We start from the raw sequence: 20,332 nt of genomic DNA, 5'->3' as shown, positions 1-20,332 counted from the left end.
CTCGGGGAGATCGACGTCGAGCGGTTCAGCCGGAGAACCTCATCAGGCGCAGGTCTCGTGCCTCAGCGAATGCCGAGCGCACCGGCCAACGTCGGCCAGGCCCGGGGCAACTCGGCAGCCCAGTACGGCCAGGAGTGCGTGCCTACCTTGCGCAGATCCACCGTCGCGGGGATCTGCATGCGCTCGAGCCGGTCGGCCAGCGCCATCGTGCAGGCGTAGGCGCCGGCCTCGAGCGGGCCGCCGAAGATGACCGAGGTGCGCGAATCCGGGTTGCTCGGACCGTCGAAGGGGCCGGGCATACCGCTCCCTGCGGACAGGAACAGGGCCGTGCCGCGCAACTCGCCGGCGTGCGTCATCACGTCGTGCGCGAGCCAGGCAGGATTGTCCTGGCCGCCGAACATGTTGTCCGGATTCCCGTTGTAGGTGCTGACGATCGCGCGGGCCTGCGCCTGGCCGACGTCCGAACCCATCGCGTAGCAACCGCTGTGCGCGGCGACCGCGAGATAGTCGCCCGGATGCCGCATCGCCAGCATCATCGCGGCCTCGGCGCCCATCGACACACCTTCGAGGGCCTTGCGGCCGTTGCCGTTGAACTTCGCGTCGATCAGCGGGGGTAGCTCACGGGTGAGGAAGGTCTCCCATTTGTTGTTGCCCAACACCGGGTCCGGGTGGTGCCAGTCGGTGTAGTAACTGGCCGGGCCGCCGAGCGTGAGCACGACGTTTACGTCCTTGTCCGCGAAGAACTGCACCGCCTCGCCGTACTTTGTCCAGTTGTTCACCTCGTTGCTCGCACTGCGCCCGTCGAGCATGTACAGGGTCGGGCGCGCAGCGCTGCGGTTCTTCGGCAGCAGGATCTCCACCGGCAGTGTGCGTCCCATCGCGGGCGAGCGCACGAATACCTTCAGCCGGCGATCGGTGATCTTCTGGATGTGGTCGATCGACGCGGCGACCGGGCGCGGATTGTCCACCGGCGCCTGTGGTTCGGGACCGTCCGAGGATCCGCTGTTCACCGGTGGACCGGCGAATGCGGTCGGCACCTCCCCCGCCGCCGCACCGATCAACAGTGCGGCGCACGCGAGAGCGCCGGCTAACCGACGCCGGGTCCAACGGCGTCTCATGGCCGACATCCTGCCAGAATCCCCTGAATCATTCCTGTGAGGCGACACGCCCTCTCCTCCGCCCCCCGAACCGCCGATTCGGCAACCCACCCCTCCCGCCGCTACCCTGAAACGGCCCCGCTCCCACGCGAGGCGAGGTGGGTTGCCCGAGCGGCCTAAGGGAACGGTCTTGAAAACCGTCGTGGTTCACGCCACCGTGGGTTCAAATCCCACACCCACCGCACATCTTGTCGGCTCAGCCACACGAGTTCGGTTCGCCGTTCTTCACGACCGAAAGAACCGCGTCTCCCTCGGAGATCGGGGTTCCCGGCACTGGCGACTGGGCGACGACGATCCAGTTGCGGTCGATGATCTGCCGTCGACCGGCGCCGGTGGCATCCCGCGAGCGGGAGAAGAAGACTCCGACAGCATGAATCGCATACTGTGCGTCCTGCAGATTCATGCATACGACGTGGGGCATCAGTCGCGTGGCGGCAATGGCACCGGCGGATGACGTGCTCGTCGGCGTCGCTGCGATGGAAGTGAGCACGAGAGTCGGTGTTACGGAAGCCGATATCGCGACCGCCGCGCTGCTTGCCGAAATATTCTGTGGCACAGCCTTATCGGAGCTTGCTGCACACCCTGTGGTCGCACCGACGATACCGGCCGTCAGCACGGCTGACCGCAGTATTTTCGGGCGGTTTCGGCTGCTTCCTGCGTCAGGTACCAAAATTGAATTGGTGGCGAATATCCTCCACAAAGTCCCCTCGATAGCAGGATCTCTCGCATGCCGAACCGTGATCTTCACCGAGTCAACGAGCTTGCCGTGAGGATCGGGTGAGGAATAGAGCATTCAGGCCCTTGTCATCGCGAGATCGCTCATGCATCCTCCGACCGAATGCCGACTCGAGTCCTGCGCCCGAGACCGGGCTACCGGAAAGACGAATTCTCACCGAAAACGGGCAAATAACCGAAGATTTCCGAGCGTGATACCTGCTTTATGCGTTCCTCGAAGATTTTTCGATCGTCATGCGCTACACGAGCGCCATCCGCAAAGCGATCCGGCCCGTCGACGACCTGAAAGGATGAATTTCATGGAACCCCACCTGATCGAACGACTCACCACAGAAGCGAGCGGCGACGGCATCCAGCAGTTCGTGGTCGGTGCCGTTGTTCAGCACGACGGCAGAGTGCTCCTGCTGCAACGTCCCGAAGACGATTTCATGGGCGGCATCTGGGAACTGCCGAGCGGCAAGGTCGAACTCGGCGAAACCCTCGATCAAGCCCTGGTCCGCGAAGTCAAGGAAGAAGCTGGTCTCGACGTCACGGCCGTGAGCGAATATCTCGGCAGCTTCGACTACCAGTCGGGCAGCGGAAAGAAGTCGCGCCAGTTCAACTTCGCGGTCGACGTCGCCAGCGCTGATCCTGTGCAGTTGCAGGAGCACGACGCCTACACCTGGACGGCGCTCACCGAGGAACCGCCCGTGACGGATACCGTCCGGCAGGTGCTTGCGGCGTACCAGGCGTTGTAAAGCAGAGCCCGCGAATCCGCACGACAGGTAAGGGTCGGTCGGCAGAAAACTTCGGGGACCGAGAGCCCTTGTACCGCAGGAGTTTCGCGGTATCGGGCGCAGCTTCCCTGCGGCTCGGATCAGGGCTGCCCGGAGACGTTGACGGTCAGCTGGCGGAGGATTCGTTTGGCTTCGGCGAAGTCGTTCTCCGGCAACGCCATTGCCGCGCCCATGGCGGCGGGGACTTCGCGGGCTCGTTCGCGCAGGTCGACTCCGCGGTCGGTGAGGCTGACGCGGACGGTGCGTTCGTCGTCGGGGTCGCGTTCACGGCGGACGAAACCTGCTGTCTCCAAACGTTTCACCAGTGGGGTCAGGGTGCCGTAGTCGAGTTGGAGGGCTGCGCCGATGTCCTTGACGGGGACGGTGTCATGTTCCCAGAGGACCAGCAGGACCAGGTATTGCGGGTAGGTCAGGCCGAGGTTCTCGAGCAGGGGACGGTATCGCTGGGTGACCGCGCGGGAGGCCGCGTAGAGGGCGAAGCAGAGTTGGTCGTCCAGGCCACGTCGAAGCCGCCGTTCCTTTTTCAGCTGCCCGTCGAGGAAGGCCGCAAGACCGTCGACGAGGTTCAGGCCGGGGAGATCGCCAAGCCCGCGGTCGACGAGGAGTGGGTCACCGTATCGGGTGGGCCGACCGGGTCGGTCAAGGCTCGGATCGTGCGGCCCGCCGGTGTCGAGGGCACCCTGCCGGTCATCTTCTACATCCACGGGGCGGGTTGGGTTTTCGGTGACGCCCACACCCACGACCGCCTGGTCCGGGAGCTCGCGGTCGGTGCGCGCGCGGCCGTGGTCTTCCCCGAGTACGACCGCTCGCCCGATGTCCGCTACCCCGTCGCCATCGAGCAGAACTACGCCGTCGCGCAGTGGGTCGTCGCCGAGGGCGCTGGGAAGAATCTGGATTCCGGCCGGATCGCCGTGGCCGGTGACAGCGTCGGCGGCAACATGGCCGCGGCGCTGACCCTGATGGCCAAGGAGCGCGGCGATGTTCCGCTGGTCGCACAGGTGCTGTTCTACCCGGTCACCGATGCCAGCTTCGACACCGGTTCCTACCACCAGTTCGCCGAGGGCTACTTCCTCGCCCGCGAGGGCATGAAGTGGTTCTGGGATCAGTACACCACCGACGAAACCGAACGCGACCGGATCACCGCCTCACCGCTGCGCGCCACCCTCGACCAACTCGCCGGACTCCCCCCGGCGCTGGTCATCACCGGCGAGGCCGACGTCCTGCGCGACGAGGGCGAGGCCTACGCCAACAAACTCCGCCAGGCCGGAGTCCCGGTCACCGCCATCCGCTACCAGGGCATCATCCACGACTTCGTCATGCTCAATGCCCTGCGCGGCACCCACGCCGCCGAAGCCGCCATCACCCAGGCGGTCACCACCCTGCGAAATGCCTTGGGCACCAACTGATCACGACCCCGCGCCCGGCGGTCCACAGCTCACGGCGCGGACCGCCGGGCAGCTCGTGCCCTATTTCGTTGGGCGCGTGGAGAGTTCGGTGTCGACGAGTTCGAAGACTTCGGCGATCACGCGGAGTTGGGTGGGGGTCAGTAGGTCTACGAAGTCGCGGCGGACTTCGTTGACGTGGCCGGCGGAGGCTGCGCGGAGGCGTTCCATGCCCTCGTCGGTGAGGTGGGCGCGGACGCCTCGGCCGTCCTCCTCGCAGGAGGTGCGGCGGACCAGGCCGGCGGTTTCCATGCGGCGGATCTGGTGGGTCAGACGGCTTCTGGAGGACAGGACGCCGTCTGCCAGGTCACTCATCCGCAGGGAACGGTCGGGGGCCTCGGACAGCAGGACCAGGATGCGGTACTCGGCGACGCTCAGGTCGTTGTCGCGTTGGAGTTGACGATTCAGTTCCGCCATCAGGCGCTGATGACCGTCCATGTAGGCGCGCCAGGCCCGCTGCTCGGGCGAGCTGAGCCACCTCGGCTCCACCGCCGTGCGACCGACCGGTTCCTTGATCATCCGAACAGTGTATTGGCCGAACCGAACCTCACCGAGCGCTCCGCAGCACAGTGCGATCCAGGTCGCCGGGGCGGGCATAGCCCGAAAGTCCCATCGACGCATCGAAATCGGCCAGCAGCAGGCGCAGGGCGTGACGCACGCCGTCGCGACCGGCCAGGCCGAGGCCGTATGCCCACGGACGTCCGTAGAGCACGGCCTTGGCTCCCAGCGCGAGGGCGATCATGACGTCCGAACCGGTGCGCACGCCGGAATCGAACAGCACGTCGGCGCGGTCGCCGATCGCCGCGACGACCTCCGGCAGGGCATCCAGCGCCGCGATCGAACCGTCCACCTGACGGCCACCGTGATTGCTCACCACGATCGCGTCCGCACCCGCGCCGACCAGTTCGCGGGCGTCGGCGGGATGCAGCACACCCTTCACGGCGATCGGCAGATCGGTCCATTCGCGCAGTCGCCGCAGGTCCGCGGGACGCAGGGTGTGATTGCCGAACAACCCCACCCAGGTCAGCACGGCTATCCGCATCGCCTCCTCGCTCTCCTCCGGCGGGGTGGCGAGTTTGGCGCGGAACACTGGATCGGACAGGTAGTTCGCGATGCCCTTGGCCTGCAGGAAGGGCAGATGGCCGAGTTCGAGATCGCGTGGCCGCCAACCCATTCCGGGAGTGTCGGCGGTGACGACGATGGCCCGCGCACCGGCCGCGGCGGCACGCTCGACCAGCGAACGAGCCAGGTCGAGATCGTTCGGCCAGTACAGCTGGTACCACCACGCGCCCGCGGCCGCGCCGACCTCCTCGATCGGCGTGGAGGACGCGGTCGACAGGACCATGCCCACACCCAATTCCGCGGTGACCTCCGCGACCAGCTTCTCGCCCTGCTCACGCAGCAGTTCCAGCACACCGATCGGCGCGGTGAGCACCGGGGCCGCGAGCTTGGTGCCCAGCACCTCCACCGACAGATCCCGCCCGCCCGGACCGCTGGTCCCGCGCCACATCCGCGGCAGCAACCGATGCCGATCGAAGGCGGCCAGGTTCGCCGCGGCAGTCCGCTCCGCCGACGCACTACCCGCGACATACGCGTAGGCCACCGCGTCCAGCTGCTCCTTCGCCCGCTGCTCCAACCCCGCGGCGGACATCGGCAGATCCGGCACCACAGCGGACAACCCGGCCAGATAGATCTCGTTCTGGAAGTCCGCGAAGCTGCTCATGCCGGGAACGCTAGCCTACGGCCGCCGACCGGCACATCGGTCACGGAACACCGCGGGAGGCGATCATCGTCGGCAGGCGAGGTCGGCATCCGGAAAGTGAGTGCAAGCCCCCTCGACTCCGGAACACGGACAACCTGCGAATCCGCCGGAATCGGGCACGCTGATGCCACGCCCGGCGAGGCCCGGGGCCGCGTCGGAGGCGAACGGAGTTCACAATGAGCGTCATGTATGTGATCGAACTGGACGGCTTCGGTGGGCCCGAGGTGATGCGGTGGGCGCAGAGCCCTGATCTGCCAGGTCCGGGGGCCGGGGAAGTTCTGATCGACGTCACCGCAGCCGGTGTGAACCGGGCCGACTTGTTGCAGCGGCAGGGCTTCTATCCGCCGCCTCCGGGCGCCAGCGAAGTGCTCGGGCTGGAATGTTCGGGAGTGATCGCGCAGGTCGGGGCCGGTGTGCGGGATTGGCATCCCGGTGACCGGGTGTGTGCGCTGCTGTCCGGGGGCGGGTACGCCGAGCAGGTGGTGGTTCCGGCGACGCAGCTGCTGCCGGTGCCCGAGGGGATGGATCTAGCTGTGGCAGCGGCGCTTCCGGAGGTCGCGGCGACGGTCTGGTCGAATCTGGTCATGCGGGCCGGACTGCGCGCCGGACAACTGCTGCTGATCCACGGCGGCGGAAGCGGGATCGGGACGCACGCCATTCAGGTGGCGGTCAGCCGAGGTGCGCGGGTCGCGGTGACGGCCGGATCACAGGGAAAACTGGATCGCTGCAAGGAATTCGGCGCGAGCATCCTGATCAATTACCGCGAAGAGGATTTCGTCGCCACCCTCGCCGAATCCGGCGGCGCGGACGTCATTCTCGACAATATGGGCGCGGCCTATCTGGGCCGCAACATCGAGGCCCTCGCCGAGGACGGACAGCTGTGCATCATCGGCATGCAGGGCGGGGTCAAGGGCGAGCTGAATCTGTCCACGCTGCTGGGCAAACGCGGCACAGTGCACGCCACCAACCTGCGCAAACGCGCGGCCACCGGCCGATCCAGCAAAGCCGAGATCATCACCGAACTGCACCGCCACCTGTGGCCGCTGATCGCCGAGGGCACCGTGGTCCCGGTCGTGCACGCCGAACTCCCCGTCACCGACGCCGCCGCCGCGCACGAACTGCTCGATTCCGCGGAAACCGTCGGCAAGGTCATCCTGCGAATCCGCGAGGACTGAGCTCGGGGCGGCTCGCCTCAGTCCAGTGAGGTGAGCGCTCGGCCCAGCTGATCGATCTCGAATTTCGTTGTGTACGGGGCCAACCCGATGGTCACCGCACCGCCCTCGTCGTTGACGCCCAACGCGTCGAGCAGGCGGCTGCCGCCGTGCGCACCCGACAACGTGCCGATCCGCAGATCGGCGAGCTTGGCCGACACCTTCTCGGCCTGCAATCCGGAAATGGTGAAACTCACCGTCGGGATGCGGGTGGAGGCGCGGCCGATGACGGTCAGGTTCGGGATGCGGTCGAGCACCTCCATGAGGTGCTCGAACAGGTGGTCGTGATAGTCCTGCAGTGAGGTGATCGACATCTCGAGCCGCTCGCGCCGGGTCCCGGTGGCCTGCTCGTCCAGACCGGCCAGATAGTCGATCGACGTGGTCAGCCCGGCGAGCAGGGCGTACTGATGCCCACCGACCTCGAGCCGTTCCGCGCCCTTGGCGTACGGGTTCAGCGACATCGACGGAATCCGGTCCAGGAAGGCCGGATCGCGGAACACCAGCGCGCCGATCTGCGGACCGCCCCACGCCGGAGCAGACAGGGCGACCACATCGGCGTTCAGATCGTCGATATCGATCAGCGCATAGGGTGCGGCGCCGAAGCAATCGGCGACCAGCAGCCCGCCGACCTCGTGCACGCGATCGGCAGCCACCCGCACCGACGGCGCCGAGCCGACGATCGGCGAGGCGGCGGTCAACGCGACCAGCCGCGCGGTCGGCCCGATCAACTCCTCGAACTGCCAGGCGGGCATCTCACAGGTCTCGATCTCGACCTCGGCCCAGCGCACATGCGCGCCATACCGATTCGCGATCCGCAGCCACGGCGCGACGTTCGCCTCGTCGTCCAAGCGGGACAACACGATCCCGGTGCCCAGCCCGAGCCGGGAACTCAGCGACTCGGCCAGCCAGGCGAGCAGAACCGCCCGATCCGGACCGAGCACGACACCCGCCGGATCCCCGCCGACCAGATCCGCCACAGCCTCGCGGGCCGCGTCCAGGATGGCGCCGCTGCGCTTTGCGGCGGCGTGACGATTGGTATGTGAAAAGGCCGACGTGCGGAAACCCGTTGAGACGGCACGCGATACCGAATCCGGAACAAGCATGCCTGCCTGCGGGTCGAGATGGATCCACCCGTCGCCCAGGGACGGTATGAGGCCCCGAACCCGTGCGACGTCGTAAGTCATGCAGGCCACTCTAAGCGCACGGGGCAAGTCGGCGTAACCGTGTTCACGGCAAACGACCGGTCGCCGACCGACGAACGCGGCACCTCGGAACCCGCAGCGAGCGGACTACCGGGTGGGAGATCACGCAACATGGGTAACCGACTTTCAGCAAACCGAGCACCACACCTGATGCGAACAAGACGGCAACAGAATACTGTGTCTGATTTGCCTCCGCTCCGCTCCGGCGTGTTCGCGGCCCCGGAAGTCTCGCCGCTCGGCCCCGTGTCGGGCACTCGTTCCTCGCACCCGCCACGCGTCCGAACGACGAGACGGGCCGCGAACCCTGGCGTTGGCGTTTTCCGAGGTGACGAAACCAGGCGGGCGAGGGTTGTCTCGTCGCCGGGCGGTCGGTTCGTGGCGCTGTGGCCGAGGATCCGACCTCACTTAGCGCATTGCGTTCCAACCGGACATGATGGAGGTCATGACGCACTCGGACGGAGAATCGGATTCCATCGTGGTGATCGGACCCGACGGCCAGCCGCTGGTCGTCCCTGCCAGTTCCCGGGGTGAATCGCCGCTCGCCGGTCAGGTGGTCGGCGAGGGTGCCGCCGAGGCCGGTGACGACGCGGCCAAGGAGGAGTCGCTCGCCGATATGGTCGAGCAGCCCGCCAAGGTCATGCGGATCGGCACCATGATCAAACAGCTGCTGGAAGAGGTGCGCCACGCGCCGCTGGACGATGCCAGCCGCACCCGGCTGCGCGAGATCCACAAGACGTCGATCCGCGAGCTCGAACAGGGCCTCGCGCCGGAGCTGCGCGAGGAGCTCGAGCGGCTGGCGCTGCCGTTCGGTGACGACACCATCCCGTCCGACGCCGAGTTGCGCATCGCCCAGGCCCAGCTGGTCGGCTGGCTGGAGGGTTTGTTCCACGGCATTCAGACCGCGCTGTTCGCCCAGCAGATGGCCGCCCGCGCCCAGCTCGAACAGATGCGTCACGCGTTGCCGCCCGGTATGCACGTTCCGCGCGACGGTGGTCAGCAAGGTTCCTCGGGGGTCTCCGGTCAGTACCTGTAGAGCGATCGACACAGTCCGCTACAGTCGAGCACTGTGCCTGCAGCTGCCCCTGCCGAGTCGGCGGTCGCCGAACAGAGCCCGGCCGACGTCTCGGTAGCCATAGTGTCCGATTCCCAATCGTTCCGACGTGCCTTCAAGGATCTGCGCGACGGCTTCTCCCAGCGTGAGCTATGGCTGTCGCTGGGCTGGCAGGACATCAAACAGCGTTATCGGCGATCGGTGCTGGGTCCGTTCTGGATCACGATCGCGACCGCAGTGCAGGCGGGCGCGATGGCGGTGCTGTATTCGACGCTGCTGGGCCAGGATCTGCGCGCTTACGTGGCCTATGTGACGGTCGGCCTGATCACCTGGAACATCATCTCGAACAGCATTCTCGAAGGTTCGGAGATCTTCATCGCGAACGAGGGGTTGATCAAACAACTCCCGTCGGCGCTGAGCGTGCACGTCTACCGGCTGGTGTGGCGGCAGCTGCTGTTCTTCGCGCACAACCTGATCATCTACGTGATCCTCATCCCGGTCGCGGGCCTGTGGCATCACCTGCATTGGAGTGTGCTGCTGGCGATTCCGGCGATCGTGCTGATCTTCCTCAACGCCATGTGGGTGACGCTGGTGTTCGGCATCTTCGCCACCCGCTACCGCGATATCGCGCCGATTCTGAGCAGTATGACGCTGATGCTGTTCGTGCTGACGCCGGTGATGTGGAATACCAAATCGCTCACCGACCACGCCGGCGCCATCGGCGAACGCGCCCGGCTGATCGAGATCATTCCCACCTACCACTACCTGGAGATCGTGCGCGCGCCGCTGCTGGGTGAGCCGTCGAGCCTGCTGAGCTGGGTTGTGGTGCTGGGCATCACCGTGGTGGGCTGGGCAGTGGCGATCCTGGCCATGAAGCAGTTCCGTTCTCGCGTCCCGTACTGGGTGTAAAGGGCCATATGACCGAGCGAGTGAGCATCGAAACCCATGACGCATGGGTGGAATTCCCGATCTTCGACGCCAAGTCGCGATCGCTGAAGAAGGCGTTCCTGGGCAAGGCGGGCGGCGCGATCGGACGCAATCAGTCCGACGTGGTGGTGGTCGAGGCGTTGCGCGAGATCACCCTGTCCTTCTCCGAGGGCGATCGGGTCGGGCTCGTCGGGCACAACGGCGCGGGCAAATCGACACTGCTGCGCCTGCTTTCGGGGATCTACGAACCCACCCGCGGCAGTGCGCAGGTGCGCGGGCGGGTCGCGCCGGTGTTCGATCTCGGCGTCGGCATGGACCCGGAGATCTCCGGATACGAGAACATCATCATTCGCGGGCTGTTCCTCGGGCAGACCCGCAAGCAGATGCTCTCGAAGGTCGACGAGATCGCCGAATTCACCGAACTCGGCGAATATCTGAACATGCCGCTGCGCACCTACTCGACAGGTATGCGGGTGCGCCTGGCGATGGGCGTGGTGACCTCCATCGACCCGGAGATCCTGCTGCTGGACGAGGGTATCGGCGCGGTGGACGCGGACTTCCTGAAGAAGGCGCGCAACCGGCTGCAGGATCTGGTGGCCCGCTCGGGCATCCTGGTGTTCTGCAGCCATTCCAACGAATTCCTCGCGCAGCTCTGCGATTCCGCGATCTGGATCGATCACGGCACGGTGCGGATGCGCGGTGGCATCGAGGAAGTGGTGCGGGCCTACGAGGGTCCGGAGGCCGGTGACCACGTCGCCCAGATACAGCGCGAACTCGCACGGGAACTGGAGCACAATCGTTCATGAGTGATCAGGTCCCGGGCGACGGCGCGCAGTTGCCTCCTCCCGGCCCAACGTCCCGGATCGTCGCGGTGGTCGTCACGCACAAACGCCGTGAACTGCTCGCCGAATCGCTGAAGGTGCTCACCGCGCAGACCCGGCCGATCGATCATCTGATCGTCGTGGACAACGCCAACGAGCCCGAGGTCGGCGAACTGGTGCGCGAGCAGCCGGTGCAGTCGACCTATCTGGGTTCGGAGCACAATCTCGGCGGCGCGGGCGGTTTCGCACTGGGCATGTTGCACGCGCTGACGCTCGGCGCGGACTGGGTGTGGCTGGCCGACGACGACGGACGTCCCGAGGGACCCGAGGTGCTGGCCACGCTGGCGGACTGTGCGACGAAGAACGGGCTGGCCGAGGTGTCCCCGGTGGTCTGCGATATCGACGACCCGGATCAGCTGGCCTTCCCACTGCGCCGCGGCGTGGTGTGGCGGCGTCGGCGTTCGGAGCTGTACACCTCCGCGGACGGCGACGAGGATCTGCTGCCGGGGATCGCCTCGCTGTTCAACGGCGCGCTGATCTCCGCTCGCGCGGTGGATGTGATCGGCGTGCCGGATCTGCGGTTGTTCGTGCGCGGTGACGAGGTGGAGGTGCACCGGCGGCTGGTGCGTTCGGGTCTGCCGTTCGGCACCTGCCTGCGCACGGCCTATCTGCACCCCAACGGGTCCGCCGAGTTCAAGCCGATTCTTGGCGGCCGCATGCACACCCAGTATCCGGACGATCCGGTGAAGCGGTACTTCACCTACCGCAATCGCGGATACCTCATGGCGCAACCCGGTATGCGCAAACTGCTTCCGCAGGAGTGGGCCCGATTCTCCTGGTTCTTCCTGGTACAGCAGAAAGATCCGGCGGGTCTGCGAGAATGGTTGCGCCTGCGGCGGCTCGGGCGGCGCGAGCAGTTCCACAAACCCGGATAGACCAGTACTTTTTGGAGGCATGGCCGTGAGCAACCCCTACGGCGGACAATCACCCTACGGGCAGCCCTGGCAGCCGAACAGCCCACAGCCGAGTCCCGGTGCGCCACAGTCGCCCAACGGACACCACCCCCAGGGCGCCGCGCAGCCGCAGACCGGTCCGGGTCAGGCCGCGGTTCCGCAGCCGGGTTATCCACAGCCGCAAGGTAATTCCGTGCCGGGCTATCAGCAGGTCGGCTATCAGCAGCCCGGTTATCCACAGCAGCAGAATGTTTCGTCGCCCGGAATTCCGCAGCAGGGTGTGCCGCAGCCGGGATACCCGCAGCCCGGTTATCCGCCGCAGGGCGCACCCCAGCCGGGTTACGGTGCGCCGAATCCCGGTGTGCCACAGCAGTTCGGCGGTCCGGCCAATCCCTACGGCGCCCAACCCGCTCCGTACCCGCAGCCGAATTACGTTGCGCCGCAAGCAGATGTCTTCCAGCCTCGCCCCGGACCGCCGGGAATCGTGGTCGAGGCGTCGTACTACCCGCTCCAGGCCCTGCTCGCGCTGAGCAGCCCGCGGATCCTGCTGAACGGGCAGGAGGTGCCCGGATCCCGTTGGGGCACAACGCATATTCCCGTCGGCGCGGGTCAGTACCACGTACAGGTCAAGACCAAGTGGATCTGGGATTTCGGCCCGGGTGACGCGGTCGTACCCGTCGCCGACGGGCAGAGCACCAAGGTCTACTACCGCTCTCCCGTGATGTGGATGCTCGAGGGCGCGATCGGCCCGGTGCCGCAGAAGACGCCCGGCGTCACGGCCATGTACATCATCTGGGGCATCGTGGCGGTCCTGATCCTGCTCGAACTCTTCGTCGGCCTGGCCGCGTAGCAGGCACCGCTAAATTCCGTTGCGGTCCGTGTAATGGACTGCGACAGTAGGTATCACAGTTCAGCAGCCATCGAAGGGCAGGAGGTGAGATACGTGAAGGCGAATTTCCGGACAGAGGTGGCCGGACTGCGAGGTGGTGAGGCGACCCTCGTCGCCGCACATATCTCCCTCCGCTACCCGTTGCGCTGAGTTCCCGCGCGCAGGCACCGGACCGCCCTACCGGTCCGGTCGCACCTGTGCCGTTCTCACCGTCGACGTGCCCTCTGTCCGCTCGGCTGGAATACAGCCGTCTTTCGCTGGGTATGCACGGCTGTTCGATACCGGCTGGGTCCCGGCCCGCGCGATCCGTATGGACGCGGCGCAGAAATCGCGACACCTTCGGGGCTCTCGCATGCGCGCCGACGCGGGCGGATACCAACATCGACGGCCTGTGCGCCGGGCGATTCTCCCTGTCCAGCATACGATTTCGCCATTCCCGTCCGATCACCGGGTCGATCCCGCGCACTGTGACTTCATATGCAACTGATTGCATAGTCACCTGAGGTGGCTTACTCTGCGATTCAGGTCGATCCGGACACCGGCGGCGGCTCATTCGAGATCATCGAGTGGGAGCGACGCCGAGAAGATTGGAGACAGGCATGACGAACGCAGCAAAGCCGCTATCGGGCAGGACCATGATCATGTCCGGCGGCAGCCGGGGCATCGGACTCGAGATCGCCAAGCGTGCCGCCGCCGACGGGGCCAACATCACCCTGATCGCCAAGACCGATCAGCCGCATCCCAAACTGCCCGGCACCATCCACACCGCCGCCGCCGAACTCGAGGAAGCGGGCGGCGCCGTGCACAAATTCGTCGGCGATGTGCGCGACGACGAGGGCGTCGCGCGGGCGGTGCAGGAGACCGTGGACCGCTTCGGCGGTATCGACATCGTGGTGAACAACGCCTCGGCGATCGATCTCGCGCCCACCGAACAGCTGGCGATGAAGAAGTACGACCTGATGCAGGACATCAACTGCCGCGGCAGCTTCCTGCTGTCCAAACTGAGCATTCCGGCACTGCGGGCCTCGGCCGAAGCCGATCGCAACCCGCACATCCTGACCCTCTCGCCGCCGCTGAACCTGGACCCGAAATGGGCCGGAGCCTCGCTCGGCTACACCATCGCCAAATACGGAATGTCGCTCACCACACTGGGTTTGGCCGAGGAACTGCGCAAGTACGGCATCGGGGTGAACTCGCTGTGGCCGCGCACCACCATCGCCACCGCCGCGGTCCGCAATCTGCTCGGCGGCGACGATATGGTCTCCACCTCCCGCACCCCCGACATCTACGCCGACGCCGCGTACCTGGTGCTGACCTCGCCCGCCAAGAGCGCCACCGGCAACTTCTACATCGATGACGAGGTGCTCGCCGAACACGGCATCACCGATCTGGACAAATATCGGGTGACCCCCGGCGACGGACCGCTCACCACCGACCTGTTCCTGTAATCGCCAGTCCGCGCCCGGACCTCGTGCCAGGTCCGGGCGGGACTAGTCTGTGGTGCCATCAGAGTTCCGCTTCCCGACCGAGGATGCCCTGGAGATGGCCCCGCCCCGCAAGCACGACACCGACGCGATCCTGGACGCCGCCCGCAGTCTGGTACTGCGGGACGGTCCGCGCGCGGCCAGCGTCGCCGCGATCGCGGCGGCCAGCGGTGCGCCGGTGGGCACGCTCTACCACCGGTTCGGCAATCGCAACGGCGTCCTGGTCGCGACCTGGATGCGGGCCCTGGAACGTTTCCAGGCCCGCGCCCTGGCCGCCGCCGAACACCCCGACCCGCTCGAGGCCGCGGTCGGAATGGCGGTATCCACAATAGATTTCGCCCGCGCCCTGCCCGAGGACGCGAAACTCCTGCTGCAACTGCGCCCCCGCGACCTACTCGACGGCGAACCCGAATCCGATCTGCGCCAGCGCCTCGAGCAGATGAACGCGCCCCTGTTCGGCCACATCCAACGCCTCACCCGAGACCTGTTCCACAGCACCGCTCCCCGCGATCTGGACCGGGTGGCCAACGCCGTGGTCGACCTCCCCAACGCCACCCTCCGCCGCCACGCCCGCCAGGGGGAACTACCCGCCTGGCTGGAAGCGGACGTCGCCGAATCGGCCCGAATCCTGCTGTGTCATCGACCTTCGCCCGGCACCGACGGGCCGGGGTCCGATTGACCCCGGCCTCGGACGGGCGTCGACTCGAAGTCAGTCAATCTTGTAAAGGCGTTCCCAGTTCTCGCGGCTGGTGAGTTCGGGCATGGCGGTGCGGTACTGCTGGCTCAGGGCCGGGAGTTCGCGGCGCAGGCGGCGCAGGACGCGGATGGTGCGCAGCAGCAGGGCGCGGGCCTTGGCCTTGTCCCGCTTGCGGATTCGCACACCGGACTGGGAGGCGTCGGTGACCATGACGTGGTCGAACAGGGCCACGTGCCACCAGTGCGCGTCCTCGCGGGTGACCGCCTTGAGGCCGGGCTGGGTGCGGCCGGTCCACTGCTGGATCGCGCGCTTGATCAGCACCAGGACCGGGCGGCTCGGATCGCCGGCGTCGCGGCGCACCTGGATGTCGGCGGACCGGATCGGGGCCGTCGCGGCCGGATGTCTGACCGTCTCCTCGAACTCCGAGCGGGTGCCGCGCGCGGCGGCGAGAGCGGCGATTCCGCCGTCTCGCAACACCTTCGGGCCCTTCAGGAAATCCTCGATCCCCTGCAACGTGGTGTGCACCAGGCCGTACTGCATCGCGACGAGATGTTCGGCCAGCGTCCGGAACAGCTGACGGGTGACCGCCTTGGGATCCAGATCGGCGTGCATCGATCCGACGATGAGCGAATTGCGCATACTGAAGTAGCGCGCCCAGTCGTCGTAGTCCTTCCAGTAGAAGTCCGCGTGCCACACCGCGGCGTTCGGCAGCGTCACCGTCACGAACCCGGCCTCACGGGCCCGGATGCCGTATTCCACGTCGTCCCACTGGAAGAAGATCGGCACCGGAAGTCCGATCCGGTCCACCACCTCGGCCGGGATCAGGCAGGTCCACCAGGCGTTGTAGCCCGCGTCGACGCGACGTTCCTGATTGCGCTTGAGCATGCTGGTGTTGCGCAACGCCTTGGGCACCTTCTGCCCGTGCTTGAGCTCGCCCAGGTGCACCTCCTCTGCGCCGACGTTGAGGTAGTCGGGGTTGAGCAGGAACAGCATCTGCGCGCCGACCAGCGTCGGCTCCACGGTCAGATTGGCGAAAGCCTGAAGTCGCACAACGGTTTCCGGCTCGCACAGGATGTCGTCGTCCATCAGGATGATGTCGGCGTGCTCCGAACCGGTGAAACTGCCCGCCGCGGACACCTCGTACAGTCCGCGCGTGAATCCGCCCGCGCCACCGAGATTGGGCTGCCGGATGTAGTGCAGCTTCTCGCCGAACCGCGGTGCGGTCTCCTGGTAGAGCGGACGGTTCTCGACCAGATCGGTGCCCTGATCCACCACGTACACCGCGGTCAACGCGGACAGCACCACCGGATCCGAGGCCAGCGCGGCGACGGTGTGCGCGCAGTCCTCGGCGCGGTTGAACGTGCAGATCGCGATGGCCACCGGACGCACGCGTTCGGGCGCGGGCGCGCTCCAGGCCAGTTCGGTGATGCCGAGTTCCCCACCGACAGCGTCGAATTCGAGCCACAGCGCACCACCGTCGACGTACTGGTCCAGCGGTGCGCGCAGCACCACCCGGCCGTCGCCGGAGACGTCGGCGGAGTCGATGATGCGGCGATGCCCGGCGATATCGGAGGCGGCCAGGCGGATACGCGCCCGATCACCCACCTCGAGCGTCATCGCGACCTCGACCTCGGTCACGGTCGTCCACCGCTGCCAGTAACTGGCCGCGAACCGGCCGAAATAGGTGTTGGTGTGCGCGCTCGCGCCCTTGTCCAGCCGTAACGACAGCCGCTCGCGCTGCGATTTGCCTTTGACCACGGCGTACAGTTCGTCGCTGATCTTGGGCGCCGGTCCGGTGAACACGCCGCGCGCCAACACCAACCGGTCCGGGGCCAGGTTCTCCGTGACCCGCGCCTCGGGCGCGGGGGCGACGGAGCGCGGGTCGTTCTCGGTCACGGCCTGGCCAGCCGACTGTTCCATACTGGATTTCCCTCTGTGTTTCGTCTGCTAGGTGATTCCTGTGCGACGGCAATCATTATCGCCGACTCACGCGTCCGCGTCGGGCCGGGCTGCCGACGCGCCGGTGAACACGAATTTGTCGTATGCCCAATAGCGAAAAATCACGGCCACGATCTGACCGATGAGTGTGCCGGAGATGTTGTCCGACAGCGGTGTCGAAAGGTGCAGCACGTACCGGGAAAACCCCAGGCAGCCGAGCTGCAAGGCGATGGCGATCAGGTTGAACACGGTGTACAGCACGTATTCGCGCGCCGCACTGCCGCCCTTCTTGTGCGCGAAGGTCCACCATTTGTTGCCGAAATAGGTGACCACGGTCGCAACCGCGATCGCGATGATCTTCGCGACCAGCGGCGAGCGGTACAGCACACCGTGACCGCCCCAGAACACCAACAGGTTGTAGGTGCCCGCATCGACCAGGAACCCGATCCCGCCGACCACCAGAAACGCTCCGCCGGTACGCAATGCGGCGATCACCTTGCCGAGCAGACCATCACCGGATCTCCCGGTTTCCGCCGTCACTGTCTCACTCCGCGACACCCGGCGACGGTACCCGATCCCACCGAATACCGCTCCCACCACCGGGTCGACCTCGGTTTCGAGAGGGTACGGCTCGACCGCACAGCTCTTATACAGGGTTCGCGGACAGTGGTCTGTGGGAGCCCTGTAGCCTCCCGGTGTTCGTATTTTCGTCGGCCGATCAAAATACCGAGGGATTGACGGGGTGGACCCCACCGAATTTCGCATCGCCGCCGTGGTGCCGTGTCATAACGAAGAAGCCGCGGTCGCCAAGGTCGTCAGCGACCTCAAGGCTGCCGTGCCGGACATCGTCGTCTACGTCTACGACAATCTGAGCACCGACGGCACCGCCGAGCGGGCCCGCGAGGCGGGCGCGATCGTGCGCACCGAGACGACCAAGGGCAAAGGCAACGTGGTCCGGCGTGCCTTCGCCGATATCGAGGCCGACATCTATCTGATGATCGACGGCGACGACACCTACGACGCCGCCGCGGCACCCCGGATGATCGAGGCACTGCTGTCCGGCCCCTACGACCATGTGCTGGGCGTCCGCCGCGAGGATGCGGGCGCCTCGGCCTACCGCGCCGGTCACGAAACCGGCAACAAGGTGCTCAACGGCGTGGTCGGCAAGGTGTTCGGCGAGAACGTCGAGGACATGCTCTCCGGCTATCGGGTGTTCTCGCGCCGATTCGTCAAGAGTTTCCCGGCGGTCTCGCGCGAGTTCGAGATCGAAACCGAACTCACGGTGCATTCGCTGCATCTGCGGGTGCCGCAGACCCAGGTCCCGGTCGGTTTCCGCGATCGGCCCGCGGGCAGTGAGAGCAAACTGCGCACCTACCACGACGGTTTCAAGATCCTGGCGTTGATCGTCGGCCTGGCCCGGCACGAGCGACCGGTCGCGTTCTACGGGCTGTTCGGCACGCTGGCCTGGCTGATCTCGATCATCCTGACCGTGCCGATCATCGTGCAGTTCTACGAGATCCACCAGGTGCCGCGATTCCCGACGCTGTTCCTGGCCTTCACCCTGCTGCTGCTGGGCAGTCTGGCCTGGACCGCGGGCCTGATCCTGGACGGTATCCGCCGGTCCCGGCACGAGGCCGCGAGACTGATGTATCTGCGCTATTCGGCGGTGGGCGCCGCGGTGCCCGAACATGCCGGGCGGGCGAGATGACCACGCAGGCCGAGCCCGAAGCCGACAACTCGCCCGCCGACGACGCCGGGCACACCGATACCAAGTCCGATAATGCCGTGCCACACGAGGATTCGTCCTCGACGTCGAGCCGCACGAGTGCGGTGGTGTGCTGGGTGCAACGGCACCTGGGCATCGGCACGGTCGCCTTCCTGCTGATCGCCACGGTCTTCGGCGCGGTGTTCACCGCCCTCACGCCGCCGTTCTGGGGGCATGACGAGCTCACCCAGTTCGGCAGGTCCTACCAGGTCGCGCACGGTGGCTTCGGGCCGGAGCGGATCGCGGATTCGCGCGGGGTGGCCTACGGCGGGCAGATCCCGGTGAGCATCGACGCACTGATGGATTACGCGTTCAAGGACTACAACCGCAGGCCGCCCGAGCCCGCCCCGCTGTCCGCCGGTCGCGCGCAGTACGACCGGCTCGGGGACGCGCCGGTGTCCTCGGCGACCAAGCAGATGTGGTTCACCAACACCGCGGCCTACTCCCCGGTTCCGTACGTGCCCGCGGCGGTGGGCCTGCGCATCGCGGAGGCGGCCGGGCTGAACGTCGGGCAGACGGTCCTGCTGACCAGGCTCGCCGGACTGCTCGCCTACCTGGTGCTCGTCGCGTTCGGGCTGCGCGCGTTGCGCGGGTATCGGGTGCAGTGGCTGGCGTTCACCGTGGCGGTGCTGCCCATCGCGCTGTTCCAGGCCGGCACGGTCACCGCCGACACGATCACCAACGCGCTGGCCGTGCTGGTGTCCTGTCTGCTGGTGAAGGGCCTGTTCCTGAACGCCCGGCTCTCCCGCGGCGAGATGGTCGCGGCGCTGTTCACCGCGATCGCGCTACCACTCAGCAAACCGACCTACGTGCTGCTGGCGATGCTGGTCGCGCTGATTCCGGCCCGGCAGTACGGCTTCCGTCGCGCGCTGCGCTGGGTCCCCTGGTTCTTCGCGATCCTCGGTGCGGCGCTGTTCGCGGTGTGGATGAAGATCGCCGCGCCGACCACCGAGGGGATGGGCCTGATGCGGCCGCCCGCCCAGTGGTATTCGGTCCGGACGGGCGATCAGCTGCACTTCATCCTCGAACATCCGGTGCAGTTCACGCAGATCTTCGTGCACAGCACCTGGCTCCGGGATCAGCACTGGTTCACCCAGTTCTTCGGTGAGCTCGGCTTCTCCTACGTGGAGGTTCCGGCGCTGTCGATCCTGGCCTGCCTGCTGGCCTTCGCGGTGAGCGCCGGGATCGCCGAGCGGATGTCCGCGGCGCACCTGCGCACCGCGATCGTCGCGCTGGTGATCGTGGCGAGCGTCGCGATGATCTACGTGACGCTGTACATGTCCTTCTCGCCGGTCGGGTTCTACCTGCTCGACGGGGTGCAGGGTCGCTACTTCGTCCCGCTGGCCATCGTGGGCCTGGCGGTGCTGCTGCGCTGGATGCCGTTGCGGCTGGCCGACTCGACCGGTCGCACACCGGCGCGCGGCCCGGCCGTGGTGATCGTCGTGGCGACGGTCGTGGCGCTGGTGGCCGCGATCCTGAAGTACCGCTACATGGTCTGGGGCTGAGCCCGGGAATTCGCGGT

Annotated in this window: 20 protein-coding genes and 1 tRNA gene; 13 read left to right on the top strand and 8 right to left on the bottom strand. The window is 66.7% G+C overall.

The genetic code is table 11. The annotated features are described in order from the left end of the window. Positions 1 to 62: 62 nt before the first annotated feature. Positions 63 to 1,118 (bottom strand): alpha/beta hydrolase, encoded by a 1,056-nt coding sequence (locus ON40_RS01105; RefSeq protein ID WP_040817341.1) that lies wholly within the window; start codon positions 1,116 to 1,118, stop codon positions 63 to 65. A 136-nt stretch (positions 1,119 to 1,254) separates the two neighbouring features. Between ON40_RS01105 and ON40_RS01100 the strand changes: the two genes are divergently transcribed. Further along, positions 1,255 to 1,339 (top strand) — tRNA-Ser (locus ON40_RS01100). 14 nt (positions 1,340 to 1,353) lie between these two features. Here ON40_RS01100 and ON40_RS51090 read toward each other — a convergent pair. After that, positions 1,354 to 1,647 (bottom strand): PASTA domain-containing protein, encoded by a 294-nt coding sequence (locus tag ON40_RS51090; protein WP_245567604.1) that lies wholly within the window; start codon positions 1,645 to 1,647, stop codon positions 1,354 to 1,356. 544 nt (positions 1,648 to 2,191) lie between these two features. Between ON40_RS51090 and ON40_RS01090 the strand changes: the two genes are divergently transcribed. Continuing rightward, entirely contained in the window at positions 2,192 to 2,629 is a 438-nt protein-coding gene (locus tag ON40_RS01090; protein ID WP_040817413.1) for an NUDIX domain-containing protein, read from the top strand. Between the two features lie 119 nt (positions 2,630 to 2,748). On the opposite strand, the gene ON40_RS01085 is transcribed toward ON40_RS01090, so the two are convergent. Continuing rightward, positions 2,749 to 3,195 carry a MarR family winged helix-turn-helix transcriptional regulator gene (locus tag ON40_RS01085; protein WP_040817411.1) on the bottom strand — a complete coding sequence of 149 codons (447 nt, stop codon included), beginning with the start codon at positions 3,193 to 3,195 and terminating at the stop codon, positions 2,749 to 2,751. On the opposite strand from ON40_RS01085, the gene ON40_RS01080 reads away from it, so the two are divergent. Further along, entirely contained in the window at positions 3,154 to 4,074 is a 921-nt protein-coding gene (locus ON40_RS01080; RefSeq protein ID WP_281032991.1) for an alpha/beta hydrolase, read from the top strand. The two genes, ON40_RS01085 and ON40_RS01080, sit on opposite strands and share 42 nt — an antisense overlap. Positions 4,075 to 4,134: 60 nt before the next feature. Here ON40_RS01080 and ON40_RS01075 read toward each other — a convergent pair whose 3' ends face one another. Further along, positions 4,135 to 4,629 (bottom strand): MarR family winged helix-turn-helix transcriptional regulator, encoded by a 495-nt coding sequence (locus tag ON40_RS01075; RefSeq protein WP_040817407.1) that lies wholly within the window; start codon positions 4,627 to 4,629, stop codon positions 4,135 to 4,137. 28 nt (positions 4,630 to 4,657) lie between these two features. Next, complete coding sequence (locus ON40_RS01070; protein WP_040817339.1) at positions 4,658 to 5,833, bottom strand: alpha-hydroxy-acid oxidizing protein; 1,176 nt, start codon at positions 5,831 to 5,833, stop codon at positions 4,658 to 4,660. Between the two features lie 224 nt (positions 5,834 to 6,057). On the opposite strand from ON40_RS01070, the gene ON40_RS01065 reads away from it, so the two are divergent. Beyond that, positions 6,058 to 7,047 carry an NAD(P)H-quinone oxidoreductase gene (locus tag ON40_RS01065; protein WP_040817405.1) on the top strand — a complete coding sequence of 330 codons (990 nt, stop codon included), beginning with the start codon at positions 6,058 to 6,060 and terminating at the stop codon, positions 7,045 to 7,047. A 17-nt stretch (positions 7,048 to 7,064) separates the two neighbouring features. On the opposite strand, the gene ON40_RS01060 is transcribed toward ON40_RS01065, so the two are convergent. Further along, entirely contained in the window at positions 7,065 to 8,267 is a 1,203-nt protein-coding gene (locus ON40_RS01060; protein ID WP_040817337.1) for a cysteine desulfurase-like protein, read from the bottom strand. A 460-nt stretch (positions 8,268 to 8,727) separates the two neighbouring features. Between ON40_RS01060 and ON40_RS01055 the strand changes: the two genes are divergently transcribed. The 7 genes from ON40_RS01055 (at position 8,728) to ON40_RS01020 (ending at position 15,089) form a co-directional block, all read left to right on the top strand. Continuing rightward, positions 8,728 to 9,318: a bacterial proteasome activator family protein gene (locus ON40_RS01055; protein WP_174434991.1), complete on the top strand. Its 591-nt coding sequence runs from the start codon at positions 8,728 to 8,730 to the stop codon at positions 9,316 to 9,318. A gap of 33 nt (positions 9,319 to 9,351) precedes the next feature. Then, the gene (gene wzm, locus ON40_RS01050) at positions 9,352 to 10,245 is read left to right on the top strand and encodes a galactan export ABC transporter permease subunit Wzm/RfbD (protein ID WP_040817335.1); all 894 of its coding nucleotides are present in this window, start codon (positions 9,352 to 9,354) and stop codon (positions 10,243 to 10,245) included. 8 nt (positions 10,246 to 10,253) lie between these two features. Further along, positions 10,254 to 11,069: a galactan export ABC transporter ATP-binding subunit Wzt/RfbE gene (wzt, locus tag ON40_RS01045; protein ID WP_040817333.1), complete on the top strand. Its 816-nt coding sequence runs from the start codon at positions 10,254 to 10,256 to the stop codon at positions 11,067 to 11,069. Continuing rightward, positions 11,066 to 12,019: a galactofuranosyltransferase GlfT1 gene (glfT1, locus tag ON40_RS01040; protein WP_051192489.1), complete on the top strand. Its 954-nt coding sequence runs from the start codon at positions 11,066 to 11,068 to the stop codon at positions 12,017 to 12,019. The genes wzt and glfT1 overlap by 4 nt, the downstream gene beginning before the upstream one ends. A 19-nt stretch (positions 12,020 to 12,038) precedes the next feature. After that, positions 12,039 to 12,887 (top strand): hypothetical protein, encoded by an 849-nt coding sequence (locus ON40_RS54255; RefSeq protein ID WP_085997614.1) that lies wholly within the window; start codon positions 12,039 to 12,041, stop codon positions 12,885 to 12,887. A gap of 638 nt (positions 12,888 to 13,525) precedes the next feature. Beyond that, positions 13,526 to 14,374 carry an SDR family oxidoreductase gene (locus ON40_RS01025; RefSeq protein WP_040817330.1) on the top strand — a complete coding sequence of 283 codons (849 nt, stop codon included), beginning with the start codon at positions 13,526 to 13,528 and terminating at the stop codon, positions 14,372 to 14,374. A gap of 94 nt (positions 14,375 to 14,468) precedes the next feature. Further along, positions 14,469 to 15,089 carry a TetR/AcrR family transcriptional regulator gene (locus tag ON40_RS01020; protein WP_040817396.1) on the top strand — a complete coding sequence of 207 codons (621 nt, stop codon included), beginning with the start codon at positions 14,469 to 14,471 and terminating at the stop codon, positions 15,087 to 15,089. A gap of 30 nt (positions 15,090 to 15,119) precedes the next feature. Here ON40_RS01020 and ON40_RS01015 read toward each other — a convergent pair whose 3' ends face one another. Continuing rightward, the gene (locus tag ON40_RS01015) at positions 15,120 to 17,027 is read right to left on the bottom strand and encodes a glycosyltransferase (RefSeq protein WP_040817329.1); all 1,908 of its coding nucleotides are present in this window, start codon (positions 17,025 to 17,027) and stop codon (positions 15,120 to 15,122) included. Positions 17,028 to 17,093: 66 nt separating this feature from the next. Next, positions 17,094 to 17,585: a GtrA family protein gene (locus ON40_RS01010; protein WP_245567602.1), complete on the bottom strand. Its 492-nt coding sequence runs from the start codon at positions 17,583 to 17,585 to the stop codon at positions 17,094 to 17,096. 202 nt (positions 17,586 to 17,787) lie between these two features. Between ON40_RS01010 and ON40_RS01005 the strand changes: the two genes are divergently transcribed. Continuing rightward, on the top strand, positions 17,788 to 18,753 hold the full coding sequence (locus ON40_RS01005; RefSeq protein WP_040817327.1) for a glycosyltransferase: 966 nt from the start codon (positions 17,788 to 17,790) through the stop codon (positions 18,751 to 18,753). After that, positions 18,750 to 20,315, top strand: coding sequence for a DUF2142 domain-containing protein (locus tag ON40_RS01000; RefSeq protein WP_040817325.1), 1,566 nt, complete (start codon positions 18,750 to 18,752; stop codon positions 20,313 to 20,315). The genes ON40_RS01005 and ON40_RS01000 overlap by 4 nt, the downstream gene beginning before the upstream one ends. Positions 20,316 to 20,332 lie beyond the last annotated feature (17 nt).

Source organism: Nocardia jiangxiensis NBRC 101359 (genome assembly GCF_000308615.1).
Classification (GTDB): Bacteria; Actinomycetota; Actinomycetes; order Mycobacteriales; family Mycobacteriaceae; genus Nocardia; species Nocardia jiangxiensis.
This window is presented reverse-complemented; position numbering and strand designations above follow the sequence as displayed.

Coding starts and splice junctions, on each gene's coding strand:
- ON40_RS01105 (WP_040817341.1), bottom strand. CDS start 1,118: ATGAGACGCCGTTGGACCCGGCGTCGGTTAGCCGGCGCTCTCGCGTGC.
- ON40_RS01090 (WP_040817413.1), top strand. CDS start 2,192: ATGGAACCCCACCTGATCGAACGACTCACCACAGAAGCGAGCGGCGAC.
- ON40_RS01075 (WP_040817407.1), bottom strand. CDS start 4,629: ATGATCAAGGAACCGGTCGGTCGCACGGCGGTGGAGCCGAGGTGGCTC.
- ON40_RS01070 (WP_040817339.1), bottom strand. CDS start 5,833: ATGAGCAGCTTCGCGGACTTCCAGAACGAGATCTATCTGGCCGGGTTG.
- ON40_RS01065 (WP_040817405.1), top strand. CDS start 6,058: ATGTATGTGATCGAACTGGACGGCTTCGGTGGGCCCGAGGTGATGCGG.
- ON40_RS01060 (WP_040817337.1), bottom strand. CDS start 8,267: ATGACTTACGACGTCGCACGGGTTCGGGGCCTCATACCGTCCCTGGGC.
- ON40_RS01055 (WP_174434991.1), top strand. CDS start 8,728: ATGACGCACTCGGACGGAGAATCGGATTCCATCGTGGTGATCGGACCC.
- wzt (WP_040817333.1), top strand. CDS start 10,254: ATGACCGAGCGAGTGAGCATCGAAACCCATGACGCATGGGTGGAATTC.
- glfT1 (WP_051192489.1), top strand. CDS start 11,066: ATGAGTGATCAGGTCCCGGGCGACGGCGCGCAGTTGCCTCCTCCCGGC.
- ON40_RS54255 (WP_085997614.1), top strand. CDS start 12,039: ATGGCCGTGAGCAACCCCTACGGCGGACAATCACCCTACGGGCAGCCC.
- ON40_RS01025 (WP_040817330.1), top strand. CDS start 13,526: ATGACGAACGCAGCAAAGCCGCTATCGGGCAGGACCATGATCATGTCC.
- ON40_RS01020 (WP_040817396.1), top strand. CDS start 14,469: ATGGCCCCGCCCCGCAAGCACGACACCGACGCGATCCTGGACGCCGCC.
- ON40_RS01015 (WP_040817329.1), bottom strand. CDS start 17,027: ATGGAACAGTCGGCTGGCCAGGCCGTGACCGAGAACGACCCGCGCTCC.
- ON40_RS01000 (WP_040817325.1), top strand. CDS start 18,750: ATGACCACGCAGGCCGAGCCCGAAGCCGACAACTCGCCCGCCGACGAC.